The sequence below is a fragment of the Rhodoligotrophos appendicifer genome, assembly GCF_007474605.1.
Taxonomy (GTDB): Bacteria; Pseudomonadota; Alphaproteobacteria; order Rhizobiales; family Im1; genus Rhodoligotrophos; species Rhodoligotrophos appendicifer.
Map to the genome: position 1 here is coordinate 78,465 of NZ_VHKL01000011.1, position 20,057 is coordinate 98,521.

Consider the following 20,057-nt stretch of genomic DNA (forward strand, 5'->3'; position numbering starts at 1 on the left):
TCAGAGAGAACCTTCTTTGAGCTCTTTTCGGGCGGATTTGCCGAGATAGGCCTCGATCACCGTCTCGTTCCGCTGAATGTCCTGGGGTGAGCCTTCCGCGATGGTCTTGCCGAAGTTCATGACCGTGAGCTCCCGGCACAGGCCCATGACGAAGGGCATGTCGTGTTCCACCAGCAATACCGTGACGCCGGAGGCGACGATCTCGTGGATCAAGGTTTCGATCTGCTTGGTCTCGACCGGATTGATGCCGGCCGCCACCTCGTCCAGCAACAGCAGCTTCGGCTCCAGCGCCAAGGCGCGGCCGATCTCCAACTGGCGGCGATGGCCGTAGGAGAGATTGCGCGCGAGCGTGCCCGCCTGCGCCTGCAGACCCACGCGATCGAGAATGGCCCATGCGACCTCCCGGTTGCGCCGGTCCTCCCGCCATTTGGCGGGGCCGCGGAACATGCTTCCGAGCAAGCCGATCTCGCCATGCACGAAGCGGCCCGCCAGCACCGTCTCCAGTGCCGTCATGTCTTCGAACAGCCGCGGCGTCTGAAAGGTGCGAGCGATGCCGAGCCGTGCCCGCTTATGGGAGGGAAGCCGGCTCACATCCTGGCCCTCGAACAGGATCTGCCCGGCTGCCGGAGTGTAGAGGCCGGTGATCAGGTTGAAGGCCGTGGTCTTGCCCGCGCCATTGGGGCCGATCAGCCCATGGGCGGTTCCCCGCGTCACGCTCAGGTTCAAGCCATCCGCAGCGGTGACGCCGCCGAAATTATGGTGCAGATCGCGGATTTCGAGCAGCGGGCTCACGCGACCTCCTGCACGGGCTTGCTGCTCCTGGCGCGCAGGCGGCCGACGATGGCGTCAACGCCGCCGGCAATGCCCTTGGGCAGAAGCGTCATCGAGACGATCAGCAGCAGACCGTAGACGAGCATCTTATACTCGGCGAGGTCGCGCATATATTCCGGGATGATGATCAGCAAGGCCGTGCCGATCACCGCTCCGGCGAGGCTCCCATGACCGCCGATCGTGATCATGATCAGCAGCACCAGGCTCTCATGCCAGGTGAAATTCTCCGGGCTGAGATATTGATAGATATGCGGGATCAAGGCGCCCGCCCATCCGGCCGCGATGCATCCGACCGTGATCACCGCCATCTTGTAGCGCTCGACCGGAATGCCGATGCTGCGCGCCGCCGGCTCGTTCTGTCCGAGCGCCTGGAACGCCCGGCCGACGCGGCTGTTGGTCATTCGCAGGAACAGGACATAGGTGACCGTCAGGAAGACCGCCGACACGGTGAAGACACCCGCCGGCGTACTGAAATCGACGCCCAGAATCTCCAGGGGCGGGATGCCGCTGATCCCAAAGGATCCACCGGTCAGCCCTTTCAGATTGTGCAACAGCTGATAGCAGATGATGCCGAAGCCGAAGGTCGCGATCTTGAAATAGACGCCCGACAGGCGGATGAGCTGGGCCATAAGCAGGCCGAAGAATCCTGCAAGCAGCGCCGCCCCGATGGAGGCGACAATGAACGGAACCCCCAGCTCCTTCTCCAGCAGCACCCCCGTATAGGCGCCGATCCCGACAAAGGCGATGTGGCCCAGGGACAGCTGCCCGGCCAGGCCGACCATGAGCTGCAGGCCCAGCGAGGCCACCGCATAGCAGGCGATGATCGCGCCGAGATAGAGCCAGAACCCCCCGAGGACGAAGGGGAGGATCCAGATGCAGCCAAGGACCAGCGCCGCGACAAGCCATTGCTGCCGGGGCCGCTCATCGGGTGGGATCGGAGTGGGCGTGCTCATTTGGCAATTCCCTTCCCGATGAGGCCGTTGGGACGCAGCAGCAGCACGAGGATCATTACCGCAAAGGCCACGCTGTCCTGGTATTCCGGCGCCAGAAGCTGCCCGCCGACCATCTCGACGACGCCGAGGCCGACGCCGCCGACCACGGCTCCCGCGATGCTGCCGAAGCCGCCCATGACCGCCGCTGCGAAGGCCTTGATGCCCACGGCCCCCATGTCGAAGGACACATAGATGATGGGCGCGTAGAGGACGCCGGCCGCGGCGCCGATTGCGGAGGCGATGGCAAAGGAAAAGGAGGAGGCAAAGCCGGCGTCGACGCCCATGAGCTGCGCGGTCTTCCTATCCTCGGCGACGGCCCGCAAGGCGAGGCCGGTCCATGATTTGGTGAAGAACCACTGCAGGATGACGAGCAGCAGCACCATGAAGGCCAGGATGTAGAAATACATCGTCGGCAGCGGATAGCCGGCGAGGCGCGTGATGTCGTGGGCGAGGGGGATCTGGTAGACGACGGGGTTCGCCCCCCAGATCAGACGCGCCCCGTTGCTGAGCACCATGCCGATGCCGAGCGTGAGCAGCACGAGATAGATGTCGCTCGCGCCCCGCCGGATGGCAGGGCGGAAAGCGATCCGCTCCAGAACGACGCCCAAGACCGCCGTCCCCGCGCAGGCGATCGCCAGCACCGCCAGGAACGGCATCTCCGGAAATGCCGTCAGCACGGAATAGCCGAAGAACGCGCCGATCATCATGAACTCGGCTTGCGCGAAGTTCACGAGACCCATGGCCCGGTAGATCATGCTGAATCCAATGGCCACGAGCCCGTAGATGCAGCCGATCGCGATGCCGCTGAAGATCTGAGCGACGAACGACATGGAGGGTCCCCGTATGCAGGCCTACTCGACCAGCGTGTCGAGAACGGGCTTGCCGTCCTTCAGCTGGATGAAGGGCAAGGGACGCTTCACGTCGCCATTCTCGGTGATCGTGATCTTGCCGGTGACGCCGTCGAAGTCCTTGGTCGCGTAGATCGCGTCGCGCACCGTTTCGCGGGTCACCTCGCCCTTTTCCTTGGCCCGGCGGATCGCATCGGCGACCACATAGATGGCGTCGTAGCCCATGCCCTCATACTGGCTCGGCGCCTTGCCCGCCCGCTTGGTCCAGGCTTCCACGAATGCGGCCGCCTTTGGACTGTCGATGGAGCCCGGCAGATAGTAGGTCGCCCCATAGGCGCCCTCCGACGCCGGCCCTGCGATCTCCTTGAATTGCGGGATCGCCGGTGCGGTATTGTTGAAATAGGGCTTGTCGATGCCGAGTTCGGCCATCTGCTTCACCATGAGCCCGGTATCGGTGTAGAAGCCGCTGATCACGATGAAATCCGGATTGGCCTTCTGGACCTCCGCCAGCATCGGCTTGAATTCCTTCGTCTGCGGATCGTAGGCCACATTGGCGAGGATCTCGATGCCTTCAGACTTCAGCCCGGCGGCGATCGAATTGCCCAGGGATTGGCCGTAGCCATCATTGCGCGACAGCATGTAGACCGTCTTAGGCGCGTGCTTCTCCTTCAGCCAGCGGGCAATGGCGTTGCCCCAGAGGTCGGTGCTGAGACAGATGCGGGCGAACCATTCATTGCCGACACTCGTCAGTTTCGAATCCTGAGCCAAGGACGAGAGCACCGGAACCTTCAGGGGCCGGGTGGCCTCCGTCACCGCTTGGGTCTCGGCGCTGGTATGGCCGCCGACGATCACCATCACCTCGTCGCTGAGCGCCATGCGCCGCGCAGCCTGGGCGGCCTGGGCCGGATTGGCCGTGGAATCCGCGGGGATCAGCACGAGCTTGTCGTCGCCAAGGACGCCGCTGGCATTGATTTCCTCGACGGCGACCCGGGAGGCCTGCAACGGCTCCGAACCATAGACCGCCACAGGACCCGACAAGGGGCCGACGAACCCGATCTTGATGTCTTCCGCCTGGGCTCCGAGCGGAAGGCCCAGAAACGATGCAACGCTTGCCGTCAGCAGCAAACGGTAGAACTTCGACTTGGTCATTGTTCTCCCTCCTCGTTTTCCGGGCAGCGATCCTGCCCGACCCTCACTTCGACACGCCGCCGAGATAGGCGGCGCGAATTCCCTCGCTGTCGCGAAGCTCGGCAGATGTGCCCTGCATCACGATGCGCCCCCGCTCCATGACGTAGGCGCGCTGCGACACTTCCAATGCAGCCTCGGCATTCTGCTCGACGAGAAGAATGGTCACCTGCTCGGCCGCCAGCTTCGTGACCGTCTCGAACACCATTTCAACCAGGATGGGTGCGAGCCCCATGGATGGTTCGTCCAGCAGCAGGAGCTTCGGCTTGGCCATCAGGGCCCGGCTGATCGCCAACATCTGCTGCTCGCCTCCGGACAAGGTGCCGCCTGCCTGGTTCTGGCGCTCCTTCAATCGCGGAAACATCTCGAAGGCGCGCTCGATTTCCGAGCGCTGGAAGCTCCGCTTCCGCGAATAGGCGCCCATGAGCAGATTTTCCTTCACCGTCAGCTGAGGGAAGATGCTGCGCCCTTCCGGCACCGTGGCGATCCCCGCCCGGACCACGGCTGCCGGCGACTGGCCTTGAATCTCCTGACCGGCAAAGATCACCTTCCCCTGCCTCGCCTTCAGCTCCCCCGAAATCGTGCGGATGGTCGTCGTCTTGCCCGCACCGTTGCTGCCCAGGAGACAGACGACTTCCCCCTCGTTGATCGTCAGGTCGACGCCGACCAGCACATCGCTGCGGATGTAGCCGGCATTCACGCCTGACAGTCTGAGCAGCTCGTTCGGCATTCCCTCCCCGTGCCGGTCCAGATCCGGCAAAATGGCACTTTGACCCTGGCCTCCGCCCTGCAGATGCAGGGGCATCAGGTCCAGCGGTTCTCCACGAAATCATAGGTCGCGCTCGGGCTTGCCTCCTCTTCCCGCAGCAGGACCTGCTTGGCGATCTTCTCCGACGGCGTCTTGGGCAGCGGGCCCCGATAGGCGAGGTATCTGGGCACCTTGAACCTGGCGAGCTTCTGCGCGCAGAAATCGAAGATCTCCTTGGGCGGGACGGTGTCGGCGGTAAAGCCGTCGCCGAGGACGATGAACGCCTTCACCTCTTCGCCGCGCATCTCGTCGGGGACCGGAACGGCTGCGGCCTCGACGATCTGGGGCGCCGATCGTAGGACCGACTCAACCTCGCTGGCCGCGATGTTCTCGCCGGCCCGCCGGATCATGTCCTTGAGCCGTCCCACGATATAATAGAAGCCCTCCTCGTCCTGGCGCGCCAGATCACCGGTGCGGAACCACCCGTCGTCGAAGGCTGCAGTCGTGGCTTCCGGCTTGTTGTGATAGCCGAGCAGGATGCCGGGTCCGCGGATCTGCAACTCGCCCGCTTCGCCTGCTGCCAGCACCCGGCCGTCGGGGCCAACGATCCGTGCCTCCCGGAACGGGCTGGGTCGGCCGCAGGACCCCGATCCCACCATCTGCGTGGCTTCCATCGGCATGAACATGCCGGAGCCGATCTCGGTCATGCCGAAGGCTTCGCGCGCGATGACGTCGTATCGCTCCTCGAGGGCCTGGTGCGTCTCGCGGCTCAAGCCATAAACATTGACGCGGATGATCTCGTTGTCGGCATCCTCCGGCTCCGGCGGCCGCTTGAACACGATCTCCGGAAACAGGGTGAAGTGGATGCGAAAGTCCCGGACCCAGTGCATGAACCGGCTGGCGCTTTGCCGGCGAGCGGTAAACAGCGTGCCACGATGGAGAAGCGTCATGAGCAGAAGCCACTGGGGATCCATGTAGAAGAACGGCACGGCGGCGAGGATGTGCTTGTATTTACGTCCGTCGCGGAAGGCGTTCACCGTTCCGCTGGTCACCCAATAGCGATGCGTCAGCAGACATCCCTTCGGCATGCCGGTGGTGCCGGAGGTGTATTGAATATTGAGCAGCCGGTCGGGCTCGATCGTCGCGAGCGCGGGCAGATCGGCAGAGGATTTCGTGCCCGCTTCGGATATTTGGTCCCAGGAATGCCGGCCACCTGCCGCCTTTCCCACGACGATCGTTCGATCATCCGCGGGCCGCCCCTGGCCAACCGGGATCTGCTCGATGACGGCGACCGCATCCTCATGGAGGCACAGCCACTCCGCCCCGGCGTCGCCGAGGACATAGGCCACTTCGCGACTCGTATACCCGATGTTGAGGGGGATCATGACCGCACCCAGCCGTCCCAGGGCGAGCCAGGTGATCGGGAAGGCCACGATGTTCGGAAGCATGACGCCCACGCGCGTTCCCGGGCCGATTCCAAGGGCCGAAAATCCACGGGCCAGCCCATGGACGGATCGCAGCAGCTCGGCATAGGTGAGGGACACGCCCTCCTCGAAGAAGTTCAGCGCCACGGTGTCGGGAACAGCAGCGGCCGCGTCCTCCAGGATCGTGGGCACGTTCGGCGGCAAAGGCGCGGATTCGATGAGCCTGATCCGCTCTTCGACCGGCGTCACGCTCTGCGCAAGGATGTCTCGTCTCTTCATGCCCACCCGCTTCATCGCCCGCGCTCAGTCCTGGCCGCGACGCCAGACCGGACGGTCCCCTGTCGATCTGCCGCCGGCTTGCCGCCTGCGTGCCGAGCCGCCTCGACAGACTCGTGCTCAGCGGTCTCATTGCAGCGTTGCGAAACAAATTTGTCAAGAAGGTAATTTTAGGAAATTATGGTTCTCCGGCGAAAAGCCGGGACGCGCCGCCGTCAGGAACCCCATGGCCTGACGCGTCAACTCTCCTGTAGAGAGAGCGCAGAGGAGGACGGGCATGAATCGAGAATCGCTCCAGGAACTGATCGAGCAGAGTTATCCAAGCCTGACACCGCAGATCAGGCGTGCTGCAAAATACGTCCTCTCGGCGCCCACCGAGATCGCGCTTTATCCGATGCGGACGATCGCGCAGAGCGCCAAGGTCAGCCCCTCGGCACTCGTCCGCCTCGCCACCCAGCTCGGGTTCGACAGCTATAATGATTTCCGCGACCTGTTCCGGCAGGAGATCTCCCGGGCACCCGGCCCCGGCCGTTACGCGGCCGACGCCGAGCAGCTGGTCGCGTCCCGCGGCGAGGATCCTCTCACCGAAAAGGCGCGCAGTGCCATCACCACCATGCTGGCATCGACCGCCGAACAGTTCGGTCCGGATCTGATCGGGAAAATCGAGAAGGCGGCTCAGTGCATCCTGGATGCAAAGACCGTCTATCTGATCGCCTTCCGCAACAATCATGCGGCGGCCTTCTTCTTTTTCTACGTCGCGCGCCTCCTCAGGAAGGGGATCATCCTGGTCGAGGGCAGCCACGGCATGCTCATCGATGAGCTCAGCGCCATCGAGCCGGGCGATTGCGCCCTGGTGATGAGCTACGAACCCTATGCCCTGGATGCGGTGAAGGCGTCGATGTTCGCCAAGGAGGCCGGGGCAAAGGTCATCGCATTGACGGACAGCACCCTGTCACCCGTCGCGTCCGGTGCCGAGCATGTGCTGGTGACGCCCCGGGTCAGCGTCTCGTTCTACCAGTCTTCCATCCCGACCATGGCGGTGCTGGAGACATTGATCTATTTCCTCGTCGCCGGCGGGGGCACGGAAGCGGTTCAGCGCGTGTCGAAGGAATTCCAGCAGTTGGCGGCCCAGGGCGCTTATTGGGACGAGGGTCCGAACCGTCTTTGACGCCTGGGGGTGGGACAGAGTTCGGCGCGGCCGTCTCGCGCCTGGTGTCGCTGGTTGACAGTGGAAGATGAGGCTGGATCCGACGGACACGACCTCACCCCTATTTTTTGGGATCGGGATCGATCCCCCGGCGTTGAGGTGAGATGTTCGATCCGCAAGACTGGTATCCCGACACCTATATCGTTGTTCTCACCGGGATGGGTTTCCTTGTCGCGCTGGTCGCGTGGCTGCCGCTGGCGCTCAAGCGCCTACCGCTGTCGCTGCCCATCGTCTGCATCGCGCTGGGTGCAGCGCTGTTCCTGATTCCGAGGGTCCCCGACAAGCCGCTGCCGGTGGCCTTCCCGGACATCACAGAGCGTGTGACCGAGTTCGTCGTGATCATCGCGCTGATGGGGGCCGGGCTCAAGCTCGACCGGGTGTTCAGTGTCCGGCACTGGTCGGTGACGTGGCGCCTGCTCGCCATCACAATGCCCCTCAGCATCGGCGCCATCACCCTCATCGGCGCAGGGTGGATCGGGCTGCCCTGGATCATCGCCCTGCTGCTGGGGGCGAGCCTGGCTCCGACGGATCCCGTCCTTGCCGCTGACGTGCAAGTCGGACCACCAAAGACCGGCGAGGAGGACGAGGTGAGGTTCGGCCTTACCTCCGAGGCTGGGTTGAATGACGGGCTGGCCTTTCCGTTCGTGAACCTCGCCATTGCGCTCGGCCTTGCCGCCTCCACCGGCGAACCCTGGGCGCTGGAGTGGTTCACCCATAATGTCCTGTGGGAGATCGGCGCCGGCATCGCCGGCGGCTGGCTGGTCGGCCGGGCCTTCGGCTGGCTGACCTTCCACGTCCCTGCCGACACCAAACTCTCGCAGACGGGTGACGGGCTGATCGCGATCGCGGCAACCTTCATCTCCTACGGCCTCACCGAGATGATCCAGTGCTACGGCTTCCTTGCCGTCTTCGTGACGGCGCTGACGCTGCGGCATGCACATCGCAACCATGATTTTCATCGCGAGATGCACGAGGTCACCGAACAGATCGAGCGGCTGGCGATGATGGTCCTGCTGCTGCTGTTCGGCGGCTCACTGGTGAGCGGACTGCTCACCCCGCTCACCTGGGTCGAGGTCCTGGCCGCCGTCGTCATCCTGCTGGTCGTGCGGCCGTTGGCCGGGCTTGTCGGCCTGATCGGGCTGGAGGCGACATGGACCGAGAAGCTGACGCTTGCCTTTTTCGGCATCCGCGGGGTCGGCTCCTTCTACTACCTCGCCTATGGGCTCAACCACATGGAGGTGGCGGACGGCGAGCGGCTCTGGGCAATTGTCGGGCTCGTCGTGCTGCTGTCCATCCTGCTGCATGGGCTCACGGTCACGCCGATCATGCGGCAGCTCGACCGGTCGCGAGGGCGCGATCCGGATGCCGACGACGCCATTCCGCCCCCCGGCCTGCAGGGACCGGCGGCCTGACCTGGCGAGGGGACCCATGGCGCCGAGTGCCGACCATGGCCCTCCCGATCATTTCTTTGCTCAGGGCTTTTGAATGACACCACAGGCGATCCGGTCGCCAGCAGCACCGGACGGTTGCGAGATGTAGTCGTCCGTCTTGGAGTGAACGACAATGGCCGAGCCGTCGGCATCGAATATGGGAGCCTCACCGCCTTCAAGGCTCAGCTGGTCGTTGAAGACCTCGACCGTCATCGAGCGATCCGCAGCTGCCCACTGGTTCGGCATGTCACCGGCATGAGGACCCTTCTCACTCATGTACCCGTGCTCGTTCCCCCGGGGCGCATAATGGCCACCGGCGGAGGAGAATTCCGTCGCGGGATCGCATTCGCCGATCTCATGAATGTGAAACCCGTGCATGCCCGGCTCCAGGTCGGAGAAGCTCGCCCGGATGAGAACGCCACGAGGGGTTTTCGCCAAAGTGGCCGAGCCGATCATCTTGCCCTCGGCGTTGATAAACTCCGCCTTCGCATCAGCCGCCGGGGGGTTCACCTCCTGCGCCAGGCCCAGATTGGTCGAGGCAGCCAGGATGGCGGTCGCAAGGATCATTTTCATCGCAGTCTTCCTTTCGAAAAATGATGGCGGGCACGATGGTTCGCGCCCCCTCCGGAGGGCATGGTTTGCGCGCCTGCTCTGGAAGGAATGGCAGATCCCGGCCAGGGTTCCGGCGGGGAGACCGCTCGGCCGCTCACAAAGGGATCATCTGGACATAGGGAACCGAAGACCTGCAGTTCCGTTCGCTCCAGGGGGCTGGCGGCTCCGTGGACATCACGATGCTCCCGCATCTTTGGCTTGGCGATGTCCGATGCGCCGGCCCTGTCCGCCCAATCACTCGTCATGGCCGTGCGGCCCACACTCATGCAGGAGGAAATGATGCCCCGAAAGATGACCGGTCCGATCCTGGTGATCCTCATGGCAGCGTTCGCGTCGACGGCCGAGGCCGCGAATGAGGACCAACTCCGAACGGACAAGGATTGCACCGCGACGCTGAGCGAGTCTCCCCCTGCGGGCGCCGCCGGGCCTCAGGCGGGACTGGCGGAGTGCGAAGGCGTCATCGAACCGCCTCGGGTGGGGGATGCGGAACTCGTCACCGAGCCTCCCGAGGTCGGCGCGATGCCGGTCATCCGGCCCGGAGAATTGCCCGCACAAAAGTGAACGTGCCTGATGATTTCAGCTCGTCGGGCAGCGTCGCCGAAGAGCTCGACCCCTTCATCACTCCCTGCCAGGGCAGTCAGATCGCGGCGACTCCTTGCTTTACTCCAGAGCGCCGGCCTCCGGACAACGGATCGCCTCCCGGATCTTCTCCAAAGGGGCTGCGTGCGGAGGCAGGCTTCTTCCTCAAGGCGCTCCGGTGACGGCGAAAGGCTCCGTAGACAGTCGCATGCGTTCCGTTTCGACTGCAAACACAAGCTTCTCACCGGCCGGGCGGTTGGGAACCGTCACCTTCTGATCCACGCGGCCTGCGGCATCGGCAACGGCGCTGCCGAGGAGCTCCTGTTGCCCCGTGGCGGCGGTCGCGTAGATCTTCACCGCCACGTCGCCGCGAAATCCGGACGCGCGGATCTCGACCTGATCGCCAGGCCGTCCTGCCTGGGGGGTGACCATTGCCTCGGCCCCCGTCTCCGGAGGGGGCGCCTTCACGCCAGGCAAGCCCAGGCTCTCGCCGAACTCCAGAATGTCACGGTTGAGATCGGGCTCATCGCGCAGGAAATCCGACACCGACTTTCCCGCGCGGCCTGCCGCATCCTTGATTTGATCGCCGGCGTCGCGCACCGCGTTGCGCGCGTTCTCGGACAGGGAGCCGCCGAGGAACCCCGGCATGTCCACGACCATGCCCGCTGCCAATGGGCCACTCTGCAGATTCGGATTGGCGCCTTGCAGGTCGTCCAGCGCCACGTCGCAGCGCAGTGCAATCGCCTGCATTGTTTCACCTGCGGCGGCCTTCGTCTGAGCGCCACACGAGTTCGCCTGCGCAGGGATCGGCGCCAGCAAAGCCAGTCCGGTCAGCAGCGAGGGTAAGAGAATTCTTCGCGCCGTCATCCTCATTCCTTCTTTCAGTTTTGGTTTCCGTCACCCCAGTCATAGACAGAAGAGACTTTGCCGATGCTGGTTCCAGGTCGAAGCGAAGGACTTCAAAGTATAACCGGAAGACGACTGAATATTGAGCATCGGTGCGGCATGGAGCGGAAGGTATCCGGTCGCTGAAATATCAGGCGTGAGCGGGACATAGGCGGCATTCTGATCTGGCCTGGCGGCGTCGCCGCATCTTTCGTGCGCAAATATCGACGGCGGGTTCATCAAATACAAAGTGACTAATATTCTCGAGATAAGGATTATAATATTATGTAGTTCACTATAGAATATTGAATAGCAATAAAATTAGAGTGTATGAGATTAATTAAATACGCAAGACTGAGAAGTAACGTTTCTTTGAAACATAAATTTTCTCCTGTAACTGGAACGGACGGGGATTTCTCCTGTTGAGCCATGGAGCCGCCCGAAATAAGGCTCAAAAAAACCCCAATCAACAGGAGAGAAAAAAGACCATGTGATGGTGCCTATTCACTCTATCGACTACCACAATGACAACGAGCATGCCGGCAGCTTTTGCCCATAGCTCACTCTGCCAGCGCCGCCAACTGAGCGGATGCTGAAGAATGGATACAGCGATCGACCGCTGATCCCCGCGAGGCGTTCATCGAAACGCTTCAAAATACATAAATCTAACGGGAGTCATCTCAATGAAGATCTTTCCAGTCCTTCTTCTAACCTCGACAATGCTGCTTCCCGTCGGGGCCATGGCACAGACGGCCAATGACACGAGCCAGGCTCAGCGCACGGAGCAGAACGCAAACGCCAACAATAACAACACCGCCAGCTGGGCGCGACAGGCCCGCGTTTCGGATCTGAGAGGCCAGATGGTCTATGATCCCGATGGCGAGACAATCGGACGGATCGACGGCGTCATCGTCAACGGCCTGCAGAACGACTATGTCTACATGTTCCGCACAGAGCCGAACCAGATCAGAAATCTTGCTGCCTATGACGAAAATCAGCAAGGCGTTCGCGACGCAAGCGATGAGCAGCAGGTTGCGCTGGGCCAGTATCGCGAGCGGAGTGCGGAGAACCGCCAAGCCGAAGATGGCAGCATCATCGTGCAGCAACGGGCTCCGTCCATTCGCCTGTCGCAGATCGCTCCGCGGATCACCGTTCGGCAGCCTCAGCCGGATGTGACGGTCAGCCAAGCGCAGCCGGAAATCCTGGTCAGGCAGCCAAGCCCGACGGTGACCGTCGACATTCCCCAGCCGCAGATCACCGTGCGCATGCCGGAGCCGGATGTGAATGTCGCCATGGCCCGGCCGCAGGTCGAAGTCAATCAGCCGGACCCGGAAGTGCAGCTCCTCCGATCCGAGAACCGTCCGCAGGTCGAGATGTCGGACTCGCAGCCGGAGGTGGACATCTCAAGGGCTGAGGGCGAACCCCGGGTGCAGACGCAGCGCCAGGGACAGCCGCAGGTCCGATTCGAGCGTGAGGAGCCGCGAGTGGTGGTCAACCGGGCCCAGGGACAGCCGACGGTGCGCTTCGAGAAGATCACCGATGAGGATCAGACCCGAGACTCCGACCGTGCACAGGCCGGCGAGGAGGGGCAAGACTTGGCCAATCAGCGTCGCTCCTCGACCGTGGCGGAAGACAATAGCAATTCGCCTTACCGGCTTACCGATGACGATCGTCGCAGAGCCCGGGAGCGACTGGGCCCCGTCAACACGCAGGCGATGAACGACACTGCCGATGCCCAGAGGGATTCGCTGTCGGTCTCCGAGATCACCCAGATGGATGTCTACAACATGCGCGGCGAGCGTCTTGGCGAGGTCGATCGCATCATCCGAGATGCAGACGGCGGACGCAACATGCTGGTGCTCGCCCATGGCGGGTTCCTTGGAATTGGCGAAGACAAGGTAGCCTTTCCCCTGAGCCGCTTCTCCATGCAGGGAGATCGGCTGGTCATCAGCAATGTGACCGATGAGGACATCGAAGGAATGGAAAACTACCGGAACCAGATCGATCAGTTCCGTCGGTTGAACGCCAATGCAACAGCCGAGCTGAGGGTCATCGACTAGCTCTCAGTCTGAGTGGCGAATAGCAAACAGGCCAGACCGGCAATTCCCAGCCGGTCTGGCCGCTTGGTTCTGGATCATGTGCAGGGCGGGTCGGCTTACCGCCCATGGGCGCTGAAGCCGAAGTACCCGGCGGCGACGGGAACCGCAGCGAGCAGCAATAGGGAGAGCGCGACAAGCAAACCATCCCTGGTCAGCATGCCGGCTGCGAAGGCGGCGATGACAGCGGACGCGATGGAGCCGGACAGTGGGATCACCTCCATGAGCGGCATGAAGAGGGTGAGCGCGAGAATGAGCGAGAGCGGCAGGTAAATCCAGGGGCGGACCAGCAAGATGTGCAGGCGAGGCTTGAGGAATTTTTCGATGAACCTTACGGGTCTGCGCAGCCACCTGATGCCTTCACATAATTTTTCCGAGGACAGGCCCTTGCGGGAAATGAAGCTCGGCAACCAGGCAACCTCGCGCCCCAGGATGATCTGAGCCACCAGCACAAACTCGATGAGTGCGACGAGTGTGGTGATGCCGGGAATGGCACTCGCAGGGGAGGTGGAAATCAGAGCGAAAATCAGCATCAGGGACGCGAAGGAGTGCGAGCCCATCTGCTGCACCATCTGGTCGATCGTGACCGTGTCGCCGTCGACCAGTTGCTCCAGCTGATCGAGCACCTCACTCAAGGTCGTCGGTTCCTGCTCCTCATCGCTCACTTCCACATCACCTCGCGTGCCGGAGTTCAAAAGGTTCCAACGCGTGAGCGGTTTATTGGATGCATGTCGACGAAAGCGATCGCGAGCCGTGGAGCGTGGATCAGGTCTGGGCGCGGTATGCTCGCCCGCGCCATGCTGTCTCCGAGCCGAGGAAGCGGCGGATGAGGGCGGCCCATTGGATGGCGAGGGTGACGCCCACTCCGAGCGGATGAAGGAAGGTCGACGCAATGGGCTCCCTACAGCGCAGCGCTTGAAGCAGGCGTGCGACGATGGGCGCAAAGCACGCAATGAAGACGACCGGGAGAAGGTAGGACCGGGACGTCGAGATCTCCCAGGCCAGAAGGATCCAGGGGAGTATGTGGCCTCCGAACAGGAGGATGGTCCAGATCGGCAAGGCGACCGGCCGAGCCATGCCTTCGGTCGCATTTCTGAGAAAGCCGCGAAGGATGGCCGGCCCGCCGTCATACATCCGACAGGTCGCCAAATTGGTGCCGTCCACGAGATCCGTCCTCAGTCCCGACTGCCGGAACAGGCGCGGCAGTTTCAAGCCGTCATGCAGCGTGGTGCGGATGGCGCCATGACCGCCGCAGGCGCGATAGGCCTCGCGCCGGACGGCGATCAACTGGCCGCAGGCGACGGCCAGTGCCGGATTGGGGTCCTCCCGCATCCTGTCGACGGGAAGGTAGCCGAGCAGAACCGCGTTGATCATCGGGATCACGAGCCGCTCGGAAAATGTCAGCATCTCTTGATGGGGAACACCACTGACGAGATCCGCCGTCTCCAAGGCTGTCGTGAGCCGCGCGGCGCCCTCCCGATCGAGGCGGACATCGGCATCGATGAAGAGCATGACGGGATTGTTCGCCAGCGTCGACAGGATGTGGCAGGCGTGCTGCTTGCCGGCCCATCCTGGCGGCAGCAGAGGTGCGGTCTCCAGCCTGACGCGAGGATCGCGGGATGCCAGCTCGCGGACGATCTCGCCGGTGCGGTCGGTGGAGCCGTCGTCGAGAACCACGACCTCGATGTCGGCTCCGACGCTGGCCAGCGCCGCCTCGACGCAGGCGGCTATGGTGGCCTCCTCGTCACGGGCGGGCACCAGGATGGAGATGCTCGGAACCCCTGCGGGCAAAGGCGGCGTGACAAGGGCCTTGAGGTTCCGGAGCGTAAGGATGGCGGGCAAGAGGGCAAGCGCGAAGGTCGCGAAAATCAAAACCGTCATTTTACGTCCGTGTGAGGCGGAGGGACCAGCTTGGCGCGCAGCAGCAGTTTGCGCCTCGACATGGAGTGGCGAGAGGGAACACGTCAGAAATTCATGGGTCTCGCCGCTCGGCGGACGCCGAGCGGGGCAGCAGCAAGGGGAGGGGCAGGCGGTTTACGCGATCGAAAATTCTCAGAGACTGCGAAACTCCTATTGGACACTGGATTTGGCCGTGAGTTCTTTCTCCAGCTGCTCAGCAGTCGCAAAGCTGGCTTTCAAGCGAGATAGAGCCTCTGCCGCAAACTTGTTCAGGTTGCTCTCACCCTTCGCATAGCCGGCGTGCAGGGCCATCGCCCGTTGATGGACGAAGATCTGAGTCTGCATGTAAAGCCGGTCGAAACCCGTCGCCGTAGCCGCCTCAAGCTTGTTCAGCAATCCCTGCTGCTCGCCATCCGGGGACGGAGCCGCGATCTCCACCTTGTCGGCCTTGCCTGCCGCGATCACCTCCTTCATCCGAGCCTGGTGATCGGCGACGGCTTTCGCCGCGAAGTCCTTCACCTCAGGCGACTGCGCGCGCTGCAGGGCCAGGGTGCCCGCCTTGATCTGGAAATCATCCACGGAGGTCGCCGCAGACAGAAACTCGTAAGGCGAGGAGACCTTTCTCGGTTCAAGCTGCGAGTCTGGAATGGTGGGAATGGAAGAATCCGTCTGGGACTGGGACCAGGCCGGGGACGCCAAAAGGCCCATGCCAACGGTCAGGATCAACAAGCCTCTATAAAACATTGAAGAGCTCCTCTGACGAATGTTTCCAAACACTCCACATCGCCATAAGCCCCGATGTCCCATCATCGTTCCCAACACCTCAGTCATTCGCAACACAAGTTGTCGATTTTTAGAGGTTCGACAGCGTCGCTACAGCTGAGGCACGCCGCATATTGACAGAAAAGACTGTCAATCATCTTCGATCATCGGAGAATGATCGATATACTTTCGCTATTTCGCTCAGCAGCCCGAGGCGAACAATTTCGCGGAGCCCTTCGGATGGATCGTCGAAACCATTCGCCTGCCGCCAGCCCTCGAAGGCTTCCAGATTCTCGTCGGTGAGCGTCACAAGGAGATGGTGACGCCTGGGATCGCGCTCCCCCATTTTCTTCGCGTGAAGATCTTCCTGGTCGGGTGTCTCGATCGACGTCATGACAGCCCCCTGTTTCCTTCAGTACAGCGCGATGTTTTCACCGCTGCGCGACTGATCCATTTCCTCGCAAGTGAAGCTTACATGGTCCTTTCCAGGTCCTGCTATTTCGGAAATACCGCTACGTATAAAATGCTTATTACCGAGATAGGGCGGCCGACTTCCGTTTCACTTCATCAAACGGATCAAGTCGAAGAGGCCGCGGGCCTCCATTTTTTCACGGATGCGGGCCCGATGAATTTCGACCGTGCGCTGGCTGATGCCCAGATCATCGGCGATCTGCTTGTTGGTCATGCCGAGCACGAGATGGTCGAGAACGACGCGCTCACGGCTCGTCAGCCGCGCGAGGCGCTCGGCGACAACGGCCTTCGGCACGGCCGGCTGCGGCCGGTCGGCCAGGAGGTTGGCGGCGGCCTTGATGGCCTCGAGGAACTGCGCTGCCGAGCCGGGCTTCTCGATGAAGTCGACGGCGCCGGCCTTCATCGCCTCCACGGCCAAGGGCACGTCGCCATGGGCCGTCAGAATGATCACGGGGATGGCGATCTGTTTCTTCGTGAGCAGCTTCTGCACTTCCATTCCGCCCATGCCGCCGATGCGCAGATCGAGGAAGACGCAGAGACATTTCTCGAAATTCCCTTCGGCGAGGAAATCCTCCGCCGACGAAAAGGCGGCCGTCTGAAAGCCGTGAGCCGTCAGGAACGCACAGAGGGAGTTCCTGACAGAGATATCGTCATCGACCACGTAGATCAGGCGGCGTTCCACGGCTTCAACCATCGCTCTGCCCCGCGACCCGCAGGGTGAAAACGAACTCCGCGCCGTCCGAGACTGGCCGCGTCGATATCCGGCCGCCATGGGCCTCGACAATGGAGCGGCACAGGGACAGGCCGATGCCCATTCCGCTGGTGGTCGAGCTGTGGAAGGGTTCGAACAGCGTCTTCTCGACCTCCTTGGAAATCCCGCGGCCGGTGTCGCGGATGCTCACTTCGAGATAGGGGAGCGCTGCCCGGGTGGAGATGGTCAAGACCCGCGTGGGCGAGGCCTCCATCGCCGAGAGGCTGTTGCGCACCAGGTTGAGAATGACCTGGCCCAGCTGGACAGGATCGGCCGGGATGGGCTGAAGCGCATCCTCGAGGCGGAAGTCGATGCGGGGGGGCGCGTCGGCGGTGGAGACCAGCGCCAGTTCCACCGCCTGGCGGATGACGGCGTGCAGGTCCATCTCCTCCACGGCGATCTCGCCCTGGCCGATGAAGTTGCGCATGCGCCGGACGAGATCCGCCGCCCGGGAGGATTCATCGACCGCATTGTCTATGAGGCGGATGATGGGAGGGGGAATGGCGATGCCGTAATTGCGCAGCTCCTGACGGCAGGCATTCACATAATTGGTGACCGCGCTCAAGGGCTGGATCAGCTCATGGGCCAGGGCCGACGACAACTCGCCCATGGAGCGGTTGCGGGAGGCGTCGAGCAAGATCAAGCGCATGCGCGCCTGTTCGGTCTCCGCCTGTCGCTGCGCCGCCAGCGCCGATCGCTCCCGCTGCAGGCTGTTCAGGGCAAAGAGCGCGCGGCGGATGATCCGGAGGACCTCCCGGTCGATGTAAGTGTAGGGCTTGCTGCGTCCGCGCCGCTCCTCCCGCCACAAGGCAAAGGAGCCGCGGGGCGAGAGGCGGACGGTCCCGTCATCCAGGCTCGTCTCTATCTTCTCCGGCTTGCCCGCCCAGCGGATCGTCTGCTCGAAGGGCTCCCGGAAGAGGATCAGGACATCGCGTCCATCGTCCGAGAGCTGCACGAGGGCGACGCCCGCGATCTCGCTGCCGAAGGCCTCGGCATTGGGGACGATGGCCGGCATGTAGTCGGAGGTGGCGATGCCGTCGACCAGGGATTCGTTCAGGGCGGTATAGTCCTGCCCGGGGGGAGGCACGGAGCCGATCTCCAAACTCTCGTCGCCGAGCTTCAGCATCATGCCATGAGACCCGCACTGGTCCATCAGCTCGGATGCGTGCATCCGGATCACCTCGAACAGAGGCGCCTCATGGTTGGCTGCGCGCTCGATCTCGAAGGCGGTCTTTTCGGCGCGAATGCTCCGCCGCAACTGAATGGTGTTTTCGAGGCTCTGAAGCAGGGACGAAATCGTGCCGCCGAGGAGCTCGCAGAAGCGAAAGCGACTCCAGGAGAGATGCAGGGGGCCGTAATGATGACAGGCGACCAAGCCCCAGAGCTCGTTGTTGGCGGTGAGCGAGATCGACATGCTGCCGCCGACGCCCATGTTGCTCAGATATTCGATGTGAACGGGAGCGACGGCGCGCAGCTTCGAGAAGGTCAGATCGAGCGGATGGGCAGAGGAGGCATCCGCGATGCCCCCCGACCAGGTGAAGATCGGCACCGGCACCGCCTCGATATCGGGAATCGAGCGGATGATGTTGAGCACGAAATGACGCCGCGCGGGGTCGGGAATGTCGGAGGCGGGATAATGCAGGCCGAGGAAGCTGTCATGGCGGACGGTGCTTTCGGCAATGACCTCGCCATGCTTGTCCTCGGCGAAACGGTAGATCATGACGCGGTCGAAGCCGGTCACGTCCCGGATGATCTGGGCGCTCACCTGCGCCAGTCCCGTGAGGGTCTCCCGCTTGATCAGGTCGGAAATGATACGCTGGCGAACAAGATCCTCCTCCCAGATCGCGGCGGGACCCTCCTCGCGATGGACGAATTCCAGGATCAGCTGGCCTTCATACTCATGGGGGAAGCATTCGAGCTCAAGTGGAGACGCGCCGAGCCTGGGGATGGTGACGAACCACGGCCGCAGCACATCGGGGGAGGTCGGCGTCAACTGGCGCGTCAACAGCTCCGCGCAGCCTGCCTCACCCAGGAGCAGCGACAGGGGCTGGCCCAAGACGCGCCCGACCGGCTGGCCGAAGAACTCCTCCGTGTTGCTGCTGGCAAACTCGATGATGAGGGTGGCGCTGTCAGCCGAGACCAGGACGCCATTGGGCTGGATTGCGCCGATCATGTGGATCGGCTCGGTGTCGCAGGATGTCAGATCAACCGGGCGATTCAGCACGATGCCTCTGTTCCCATGGTCCGGCCGACAGCGCATCGCGCAAAATTTCGTGAAAACAGCTGAAAGCCCGAAACTGCCGATCCGATCATCTCGCTGCGCCTTTCCGGGTCCGATGCCAAATGTTCGAGCAGGCGGCAGGTCATGGCCCAGCGCTTGCCTCCGACTTCCCCGCACCAGCGCCAGTAGGAATTGCCACCGGAATGAACCTGGTTCGGCAATGCTTCGGTCGCCCGGTGCAACACCGCGCCCCCCAGGAGAGAGCCCTCGACAACATAGAGCATTCCGGCCAAGGACGCAGCCGTCGGGAGAGCGGGATGGGTGACCTGGCCCTGTCCGTCCCAGTCCTCAGGATCAAGGCCCAGAGCCCGCAAATCGCTGCTCAGAACCGGCGTCCTGGGTGCATAGGCGAACCCTTCGGTCGCCGAGGAGAACCGCTCGCAGGCCTCACCCAGCGCATCATCAAGGGCATGATAGAGCTCGTAGAGCACAGTCATCAACTGCAGATAGGCCTCGGGGCTCAATGTGCCGTCGAGAAGGGCCCGGAATGCCGGATGATCGTCCAGAGCCTCATGATCGGAGCGCGTCTCCCGGCGAAGGACGAAGCGGAATCCCTCCTCCTTCGATCTGTGCATGGTGGTCACCTGTTCCTCCCCATCCGCCGGCTCTTCAGCCCTTGTGGCCATCCCCAAGGTTGACCATCTTCAGCGACACAGGGCAGTGTAACTCCATCATGACATGTGCGGCAATCCAGCGCTGGACAAAACAAACCGAAGGACAGAAGAAGGTCACCGGGTGCGGCGCAATCCATCTTATGGTTCGTGAAGGGCGTTCCCGGTA

General features: G+C 62.8%; 19 protein-coding genes. 4 read left to right on the forward strand and 15 right to left on the reverse strand.

Annotation, left to right across the window (positions count from 1 at the left end; genetic code table 11):
* The 6 genes from FKM97_RS22240 to FKM97_RS22265 all read right to left on the reverse strand — a co-directional run bounded on the left by FKM97_RS22240 (position 1) and on the right by FKM97_RS22265 (position 6,307).
* Positions 1-792 carry an ABC transporter ATP-binding protein gene (locus tag FKM97_RS22240; RefSeq protein WP_144294654.1) on the reverse strand — a complete coding sequence of 264 codons (792 nt, stop codon included), beginning with the start codon at positions 790-792 and terminating at the stop codon, positions 1-3.
* Complete coding sequence (locus FKM97_RS22245; protein ID WP_144294655.1) at positions 789-1,784, reverse strand: branched-chain amino acid ABC transporter permease; 996 nt, start codon at positions 1,782-1,784, stop codon at positions 789-791. The genes FKM97_RS22240 and FKM97_RS22245 overlap by 4 nt, the downstream gene beginning before the upstream one ends.
* A complete protein-coding gene (locus FKM97_RS22250) occupies positions 1,781-2,653 on the reverse strand; it encodes a branched-chain amino acid ABC transporter permease (RefSeq protein ID WP_144294656.1) in 873 nt (290 codons plus the stop codon). Before FKM97_RS22250 ends, FKM97_RS22245 begins: the two co-directional genes overlap by 4 nt.
* Before the next feature lie 21 nt (positions 2,654-2,674).
* Positions 2,675-3,820, reverse strand: coding sequence for an ABC transporter substrate-binding protein (locus tag FKM97_RS22255; protein ID WP_144294657.1), 1,146 nt, complete (start codon positions 3,818-3,820; stop codon positions 2,675-2,677).
* A gap of 43 nt (positions 3,821-3,863) precedes the next feature.
* Entirely contained in the window at positions 3,864-4,586 is a 723-nt protein-coding gene (locus FKM97_RS22260) for an ABC transporter ATP-binding protein (RefSeq protein ID WP_144294786.1), read from the reverse strand.
* Between the two features lie 74 nt (positions 4,587-4,660).
* Positions 4,661-6,307, reverse strand: a complete 1,647-nt coding sequence (locus tag FKM97_RS22265; RefSeq protein ID WP_205015273.1) for a class I adenylate-forming enzyme family protein — start codon at positions 6,305-6,307, stop codon at positions 4,661-4,663.
* A 274-nt stretch (positions 6,308-6,581) separates the two neighbouring features.
* On the opposite strand from FKM97_RS22265, the gene FKM97_RS22270 reads away from it, so the two are divergent.
* Complete coding sequence (locus FKM97_RS22270; RefSeq protein WP_144294659.1) at positions 6,582-7,472, forward strand: MurR/RpiR family transcriptional regulator; 891 nt, start codon at positions 6,582-6,584, stop codon at positions 7,470-7,472.
* Between the two features lie 143 nt (positions 7,473-7,615).
* Entirely contained in the window at positions 7,616-8,923 is a 1,308-nt protein-coding gene (locus tag FKM97_RS22275; protein WP_144294660.1) for a cation:proton antiporter, read from the forward strand.
* A 60-nt stretch (positions 8,924-8,983) separates the two neighbouring features.
* Here FKM97_RS22275 and FKM97_RS22280 read toward each other — a convergent pair whose 3' ends face one another.
* Positions 8,984-9,514 (reverse strand): superoxide dismutase family protein, encoded by a 531-nt coding sequence (locus FKM97_RS22280; protein ID WP_144294661.1) that lies wholly within the window; start codon positions 9,512-9,514, stop codon positions 8,984-8,986.
* Positions 9,515-9,757: 243 nt separating this feature from the next.
* Between FKM97_RS22280 and FKM97_RS22285 the strand changes: the two genes are divergently transcribed.
* Positions 9,758-10,114 (forward strand): hypothetical protein, encoded by a 357-nt coding sequence (locus FKM97_RS22285; protein ID WP_144294662.1) that lies wholly within the window; start codon positions 9,758-9,760, stop codon positions 10,112-10,114.
* A gap of 183 nt (positions 10,115-10,297) precedes the next feature.
* Here the strand turns inward: FKM97_RS22285 and FKM97_RS22290 are convergent, their stop codons facing one another.
* Positions 10,298-10,999: a lytic transglycosylase domain-containing protein gene (locus FKM97_RS22290; RefSeq protein ID WP_170241072.1), complete on the reverse strand. Its 702-nt coding sequence runs from the start codon at positions 10,997-10,999 to the stop codon at positions 10,298-10,300.
* Between the two features lie 701 nt (positions 11,000-11,700).
* Between FKM97_RS22290 and FKM97_RS22295 the strand changes: the two genes are divergently transcribed.
* Positions 11,701-13,077 (forward strand): PRC-barrel domain-containing protein, encoded by a 1,377-nt coding sequence (locus tag FKM97_RS22295; RefSeq protein ID WP_144294664.1) that lies wholly within the window; start codon positions 11,701-11,703, stop codon positions 13,075-13,077.
* Between the two features lie 95 nt (positions 13,078-13,172).
* Here the strand turns inward: FKM97_RS22295 and FKM97_RS22300 are convergent, their stop codons facing one another.
* The 7 genes from FKM97_RS22300 to FKM97_RS22330 form a co-directional block, all read right to left on the reverse strand.
* Positions 13,173-13,778, reverse strand: a complete 606-nt coding sequence (locus tag FKM97_RS22300; RefSeq protein ID WP_144294665.1) for an exopolysaccharide biosynthesis protein — start codon at positions 13,776-13,778, stop codon at positions 13,173-13,175.
* A gap of 100 nt (positions 13,779-13,878) precedes the next feature.
* On the reverse strand, positions 13,879-14,994 hold the full coding sequence (locus tag FKM97_RS22305; RefSeq protein ID WP_144294666.1) for a glycosyltransferase family 2 protein: 1,116 nt from the start codon (positions 14,992-14,994) through the stop codon (positions 13,879-13,881).
* A gap of 189 nt (positions 14,995-15,183) precedes the next feature.
* Positions 15,184-15,756, reverse strand: a complete 573-nt coding sequence (locus FKM97_RS22310) for a DUF4142 domain-containing protein (protein WP_170241073.1) — start codon at positions 15,754-15,756, stop codon at positions 15,184-15,186.
* Positions 15,757-15,928: 172 nt separating this feature from the next.
* Positions 15,929-16,168: a hypothetical protein gene (locus tag FKM97_RS22315; protein ID WP_144294668.1), complete on the reverse strand. Its 240-nt coding sequence runs from the start codon at positions 16,166-16,168 to the stop codon at positions 15,929-15,931.
* Between the two features lie 165 nt (positions 16,169-16,333).
* Positions 16,334-16,939: a response regulator transcription factor gene (locus FKM97_RS22320; RefSeq protein ID WP_144294669.1), complete on the reverse strand. Its 606-nt coding sequence runs from the start codon at positions 16,937-16,939 to the stop codon at positions 16,334-16,336.
* Entirely contained in the window at positions 16,932-19,220 is a 2,289-nt protein-coding gene (locus FKM97_RS22325; protein WP_170241074.1) for an ATP-binding protein, read from the reverse strand. The genes FKM97_RS22320 and FKM97_RS22325 overlap by 8 nt, the downstream gene beginning before the upstream one ends.
* Complete coding sequence (locus FKM97_RS22330) at positions 19,214-19,852, reverse strand: biliverdin-producing heme oxygenase (protein ID WP_246105231.1); 639 nt, start codon at positions 19,850-19,852, stop codon at positions 19,214-19,216. The genes FKM97_RS22325 and FKM97_RS22330 overlap by 7 nt, the downstream gene beginning before the upstream one ends.
* Between the last annotated feature and the right edge of the window lie 205 nt (positions 19,853-20,057).

Coding starts and splice junctions, on each gene's coding strand:
- FKM97_RS22320 (WP_144294669.1), bottom strand. CDS start 16,939: ATGGTTGAAGCCGTGGAACGCCGCCTGATCTACGTGGTCGATGACGAT.
- FKM97_RS22330 (WP_246105231.1), bottom strand. CDS start 19,852: ATGCACAGATCGAAGGAGGAGGGATTCCGCTTCGTCCTTCGCCGGGAG.
- FKM97_RS22265 (WP_205015273.1), bottom strand. CDS start 6,307: ATGAAGAGACGAGACATCCTTGCGCAGAGCGTGACGCCGGTCGAAGAG.
- FKM97_RS22270 (WP_144294659.1), top strand. CDS start 6,582: ATGAATCGAGAATCGCTCCAGGAACTGATCGAGCAGAGTTATCCAAGC.
- FKM97_RS22250 (WP_144294656.1), bottom strand. CDS start 2,653: ATGTCGTTCGTCGCTCAGATCTTCAGCGGCATCGCGATCGGCTGCATC.
- FKM97_RS22260 (WP_144294786.1), bottom strand. CDS start 4,586: ATGCCGAACGAGCTGCTCAGACTGTCAGGCGTGAATGCCGGCTACATC.
- FKM97_RS22310 (WP_170241073.1), bottom strand. CDS start 15,756: ATGTTTTATAGAGGCTTGTTGATCCTGACCGTTGGCATGGGCCTTTTG.
- FKM97_RS22275 (WP_144294660.1), top strand. CDS start 7,616: ATGTTCGATCCGCAAGACTGGTATCCCGACACCTATATCGTTGTTCTC.
- FKM97_RS22315 (WP_144294668.1), bottom strand. CDS start 16,168: ATGACGTCGATCGAGACACCCGACCAGGAAGATCTTCACGCGAAGAAA.
- FKM97_RS22290 (WP_170241072.1), bottom strand. CDS start 10,999: ATGACGGCGCGAAGAATTCTCTTACCCTCGCTGCTGACCGGACTGGCT.
- FKM97_RS22295 (WP_144294664.1), top strand. CDS start 11,701: ATGAAGATCTTTCCAGTCCTTCTTCTAACCTCGACAATGCTGCTTCCC.
- FKM97_RS22280 (WP_144294661.1), bottom strand. CDS start 9,514: ATGAAAATGATCCTTGCGACCGCCATCCTGGCTGCCTCGACCAATCTG.
- FKM97_RS22255 (WP_144294657.1), bottom strand. CDS start 3,820: ATGACCAAGTCGAAGTTCTACCGTTTGCTGCTGACGGCAAGCGTTGCA.
- FKM97_RS22305 (WP_144294666.1), bottom strand. CDS start 14,994: ATGACGGTTTTGATTTTCGCGACCTTCGCGCTTGCCCTCTTGCCCGCC.
- FKM97_RS22245 (WP_144294655.1), bottom strand. CDS start 1,784: ATGAGCACGCCCACTCCGATCCCACCCGATGAGCGGCCCCGGCAGCAA.
- FKM97_RS22285 (WP_144294662.1), top strand. CDS start 9,758: ATGTCCGATGCGCCGGCCCTGTCCGCCCAATCACTCGTCATGGCCGTG.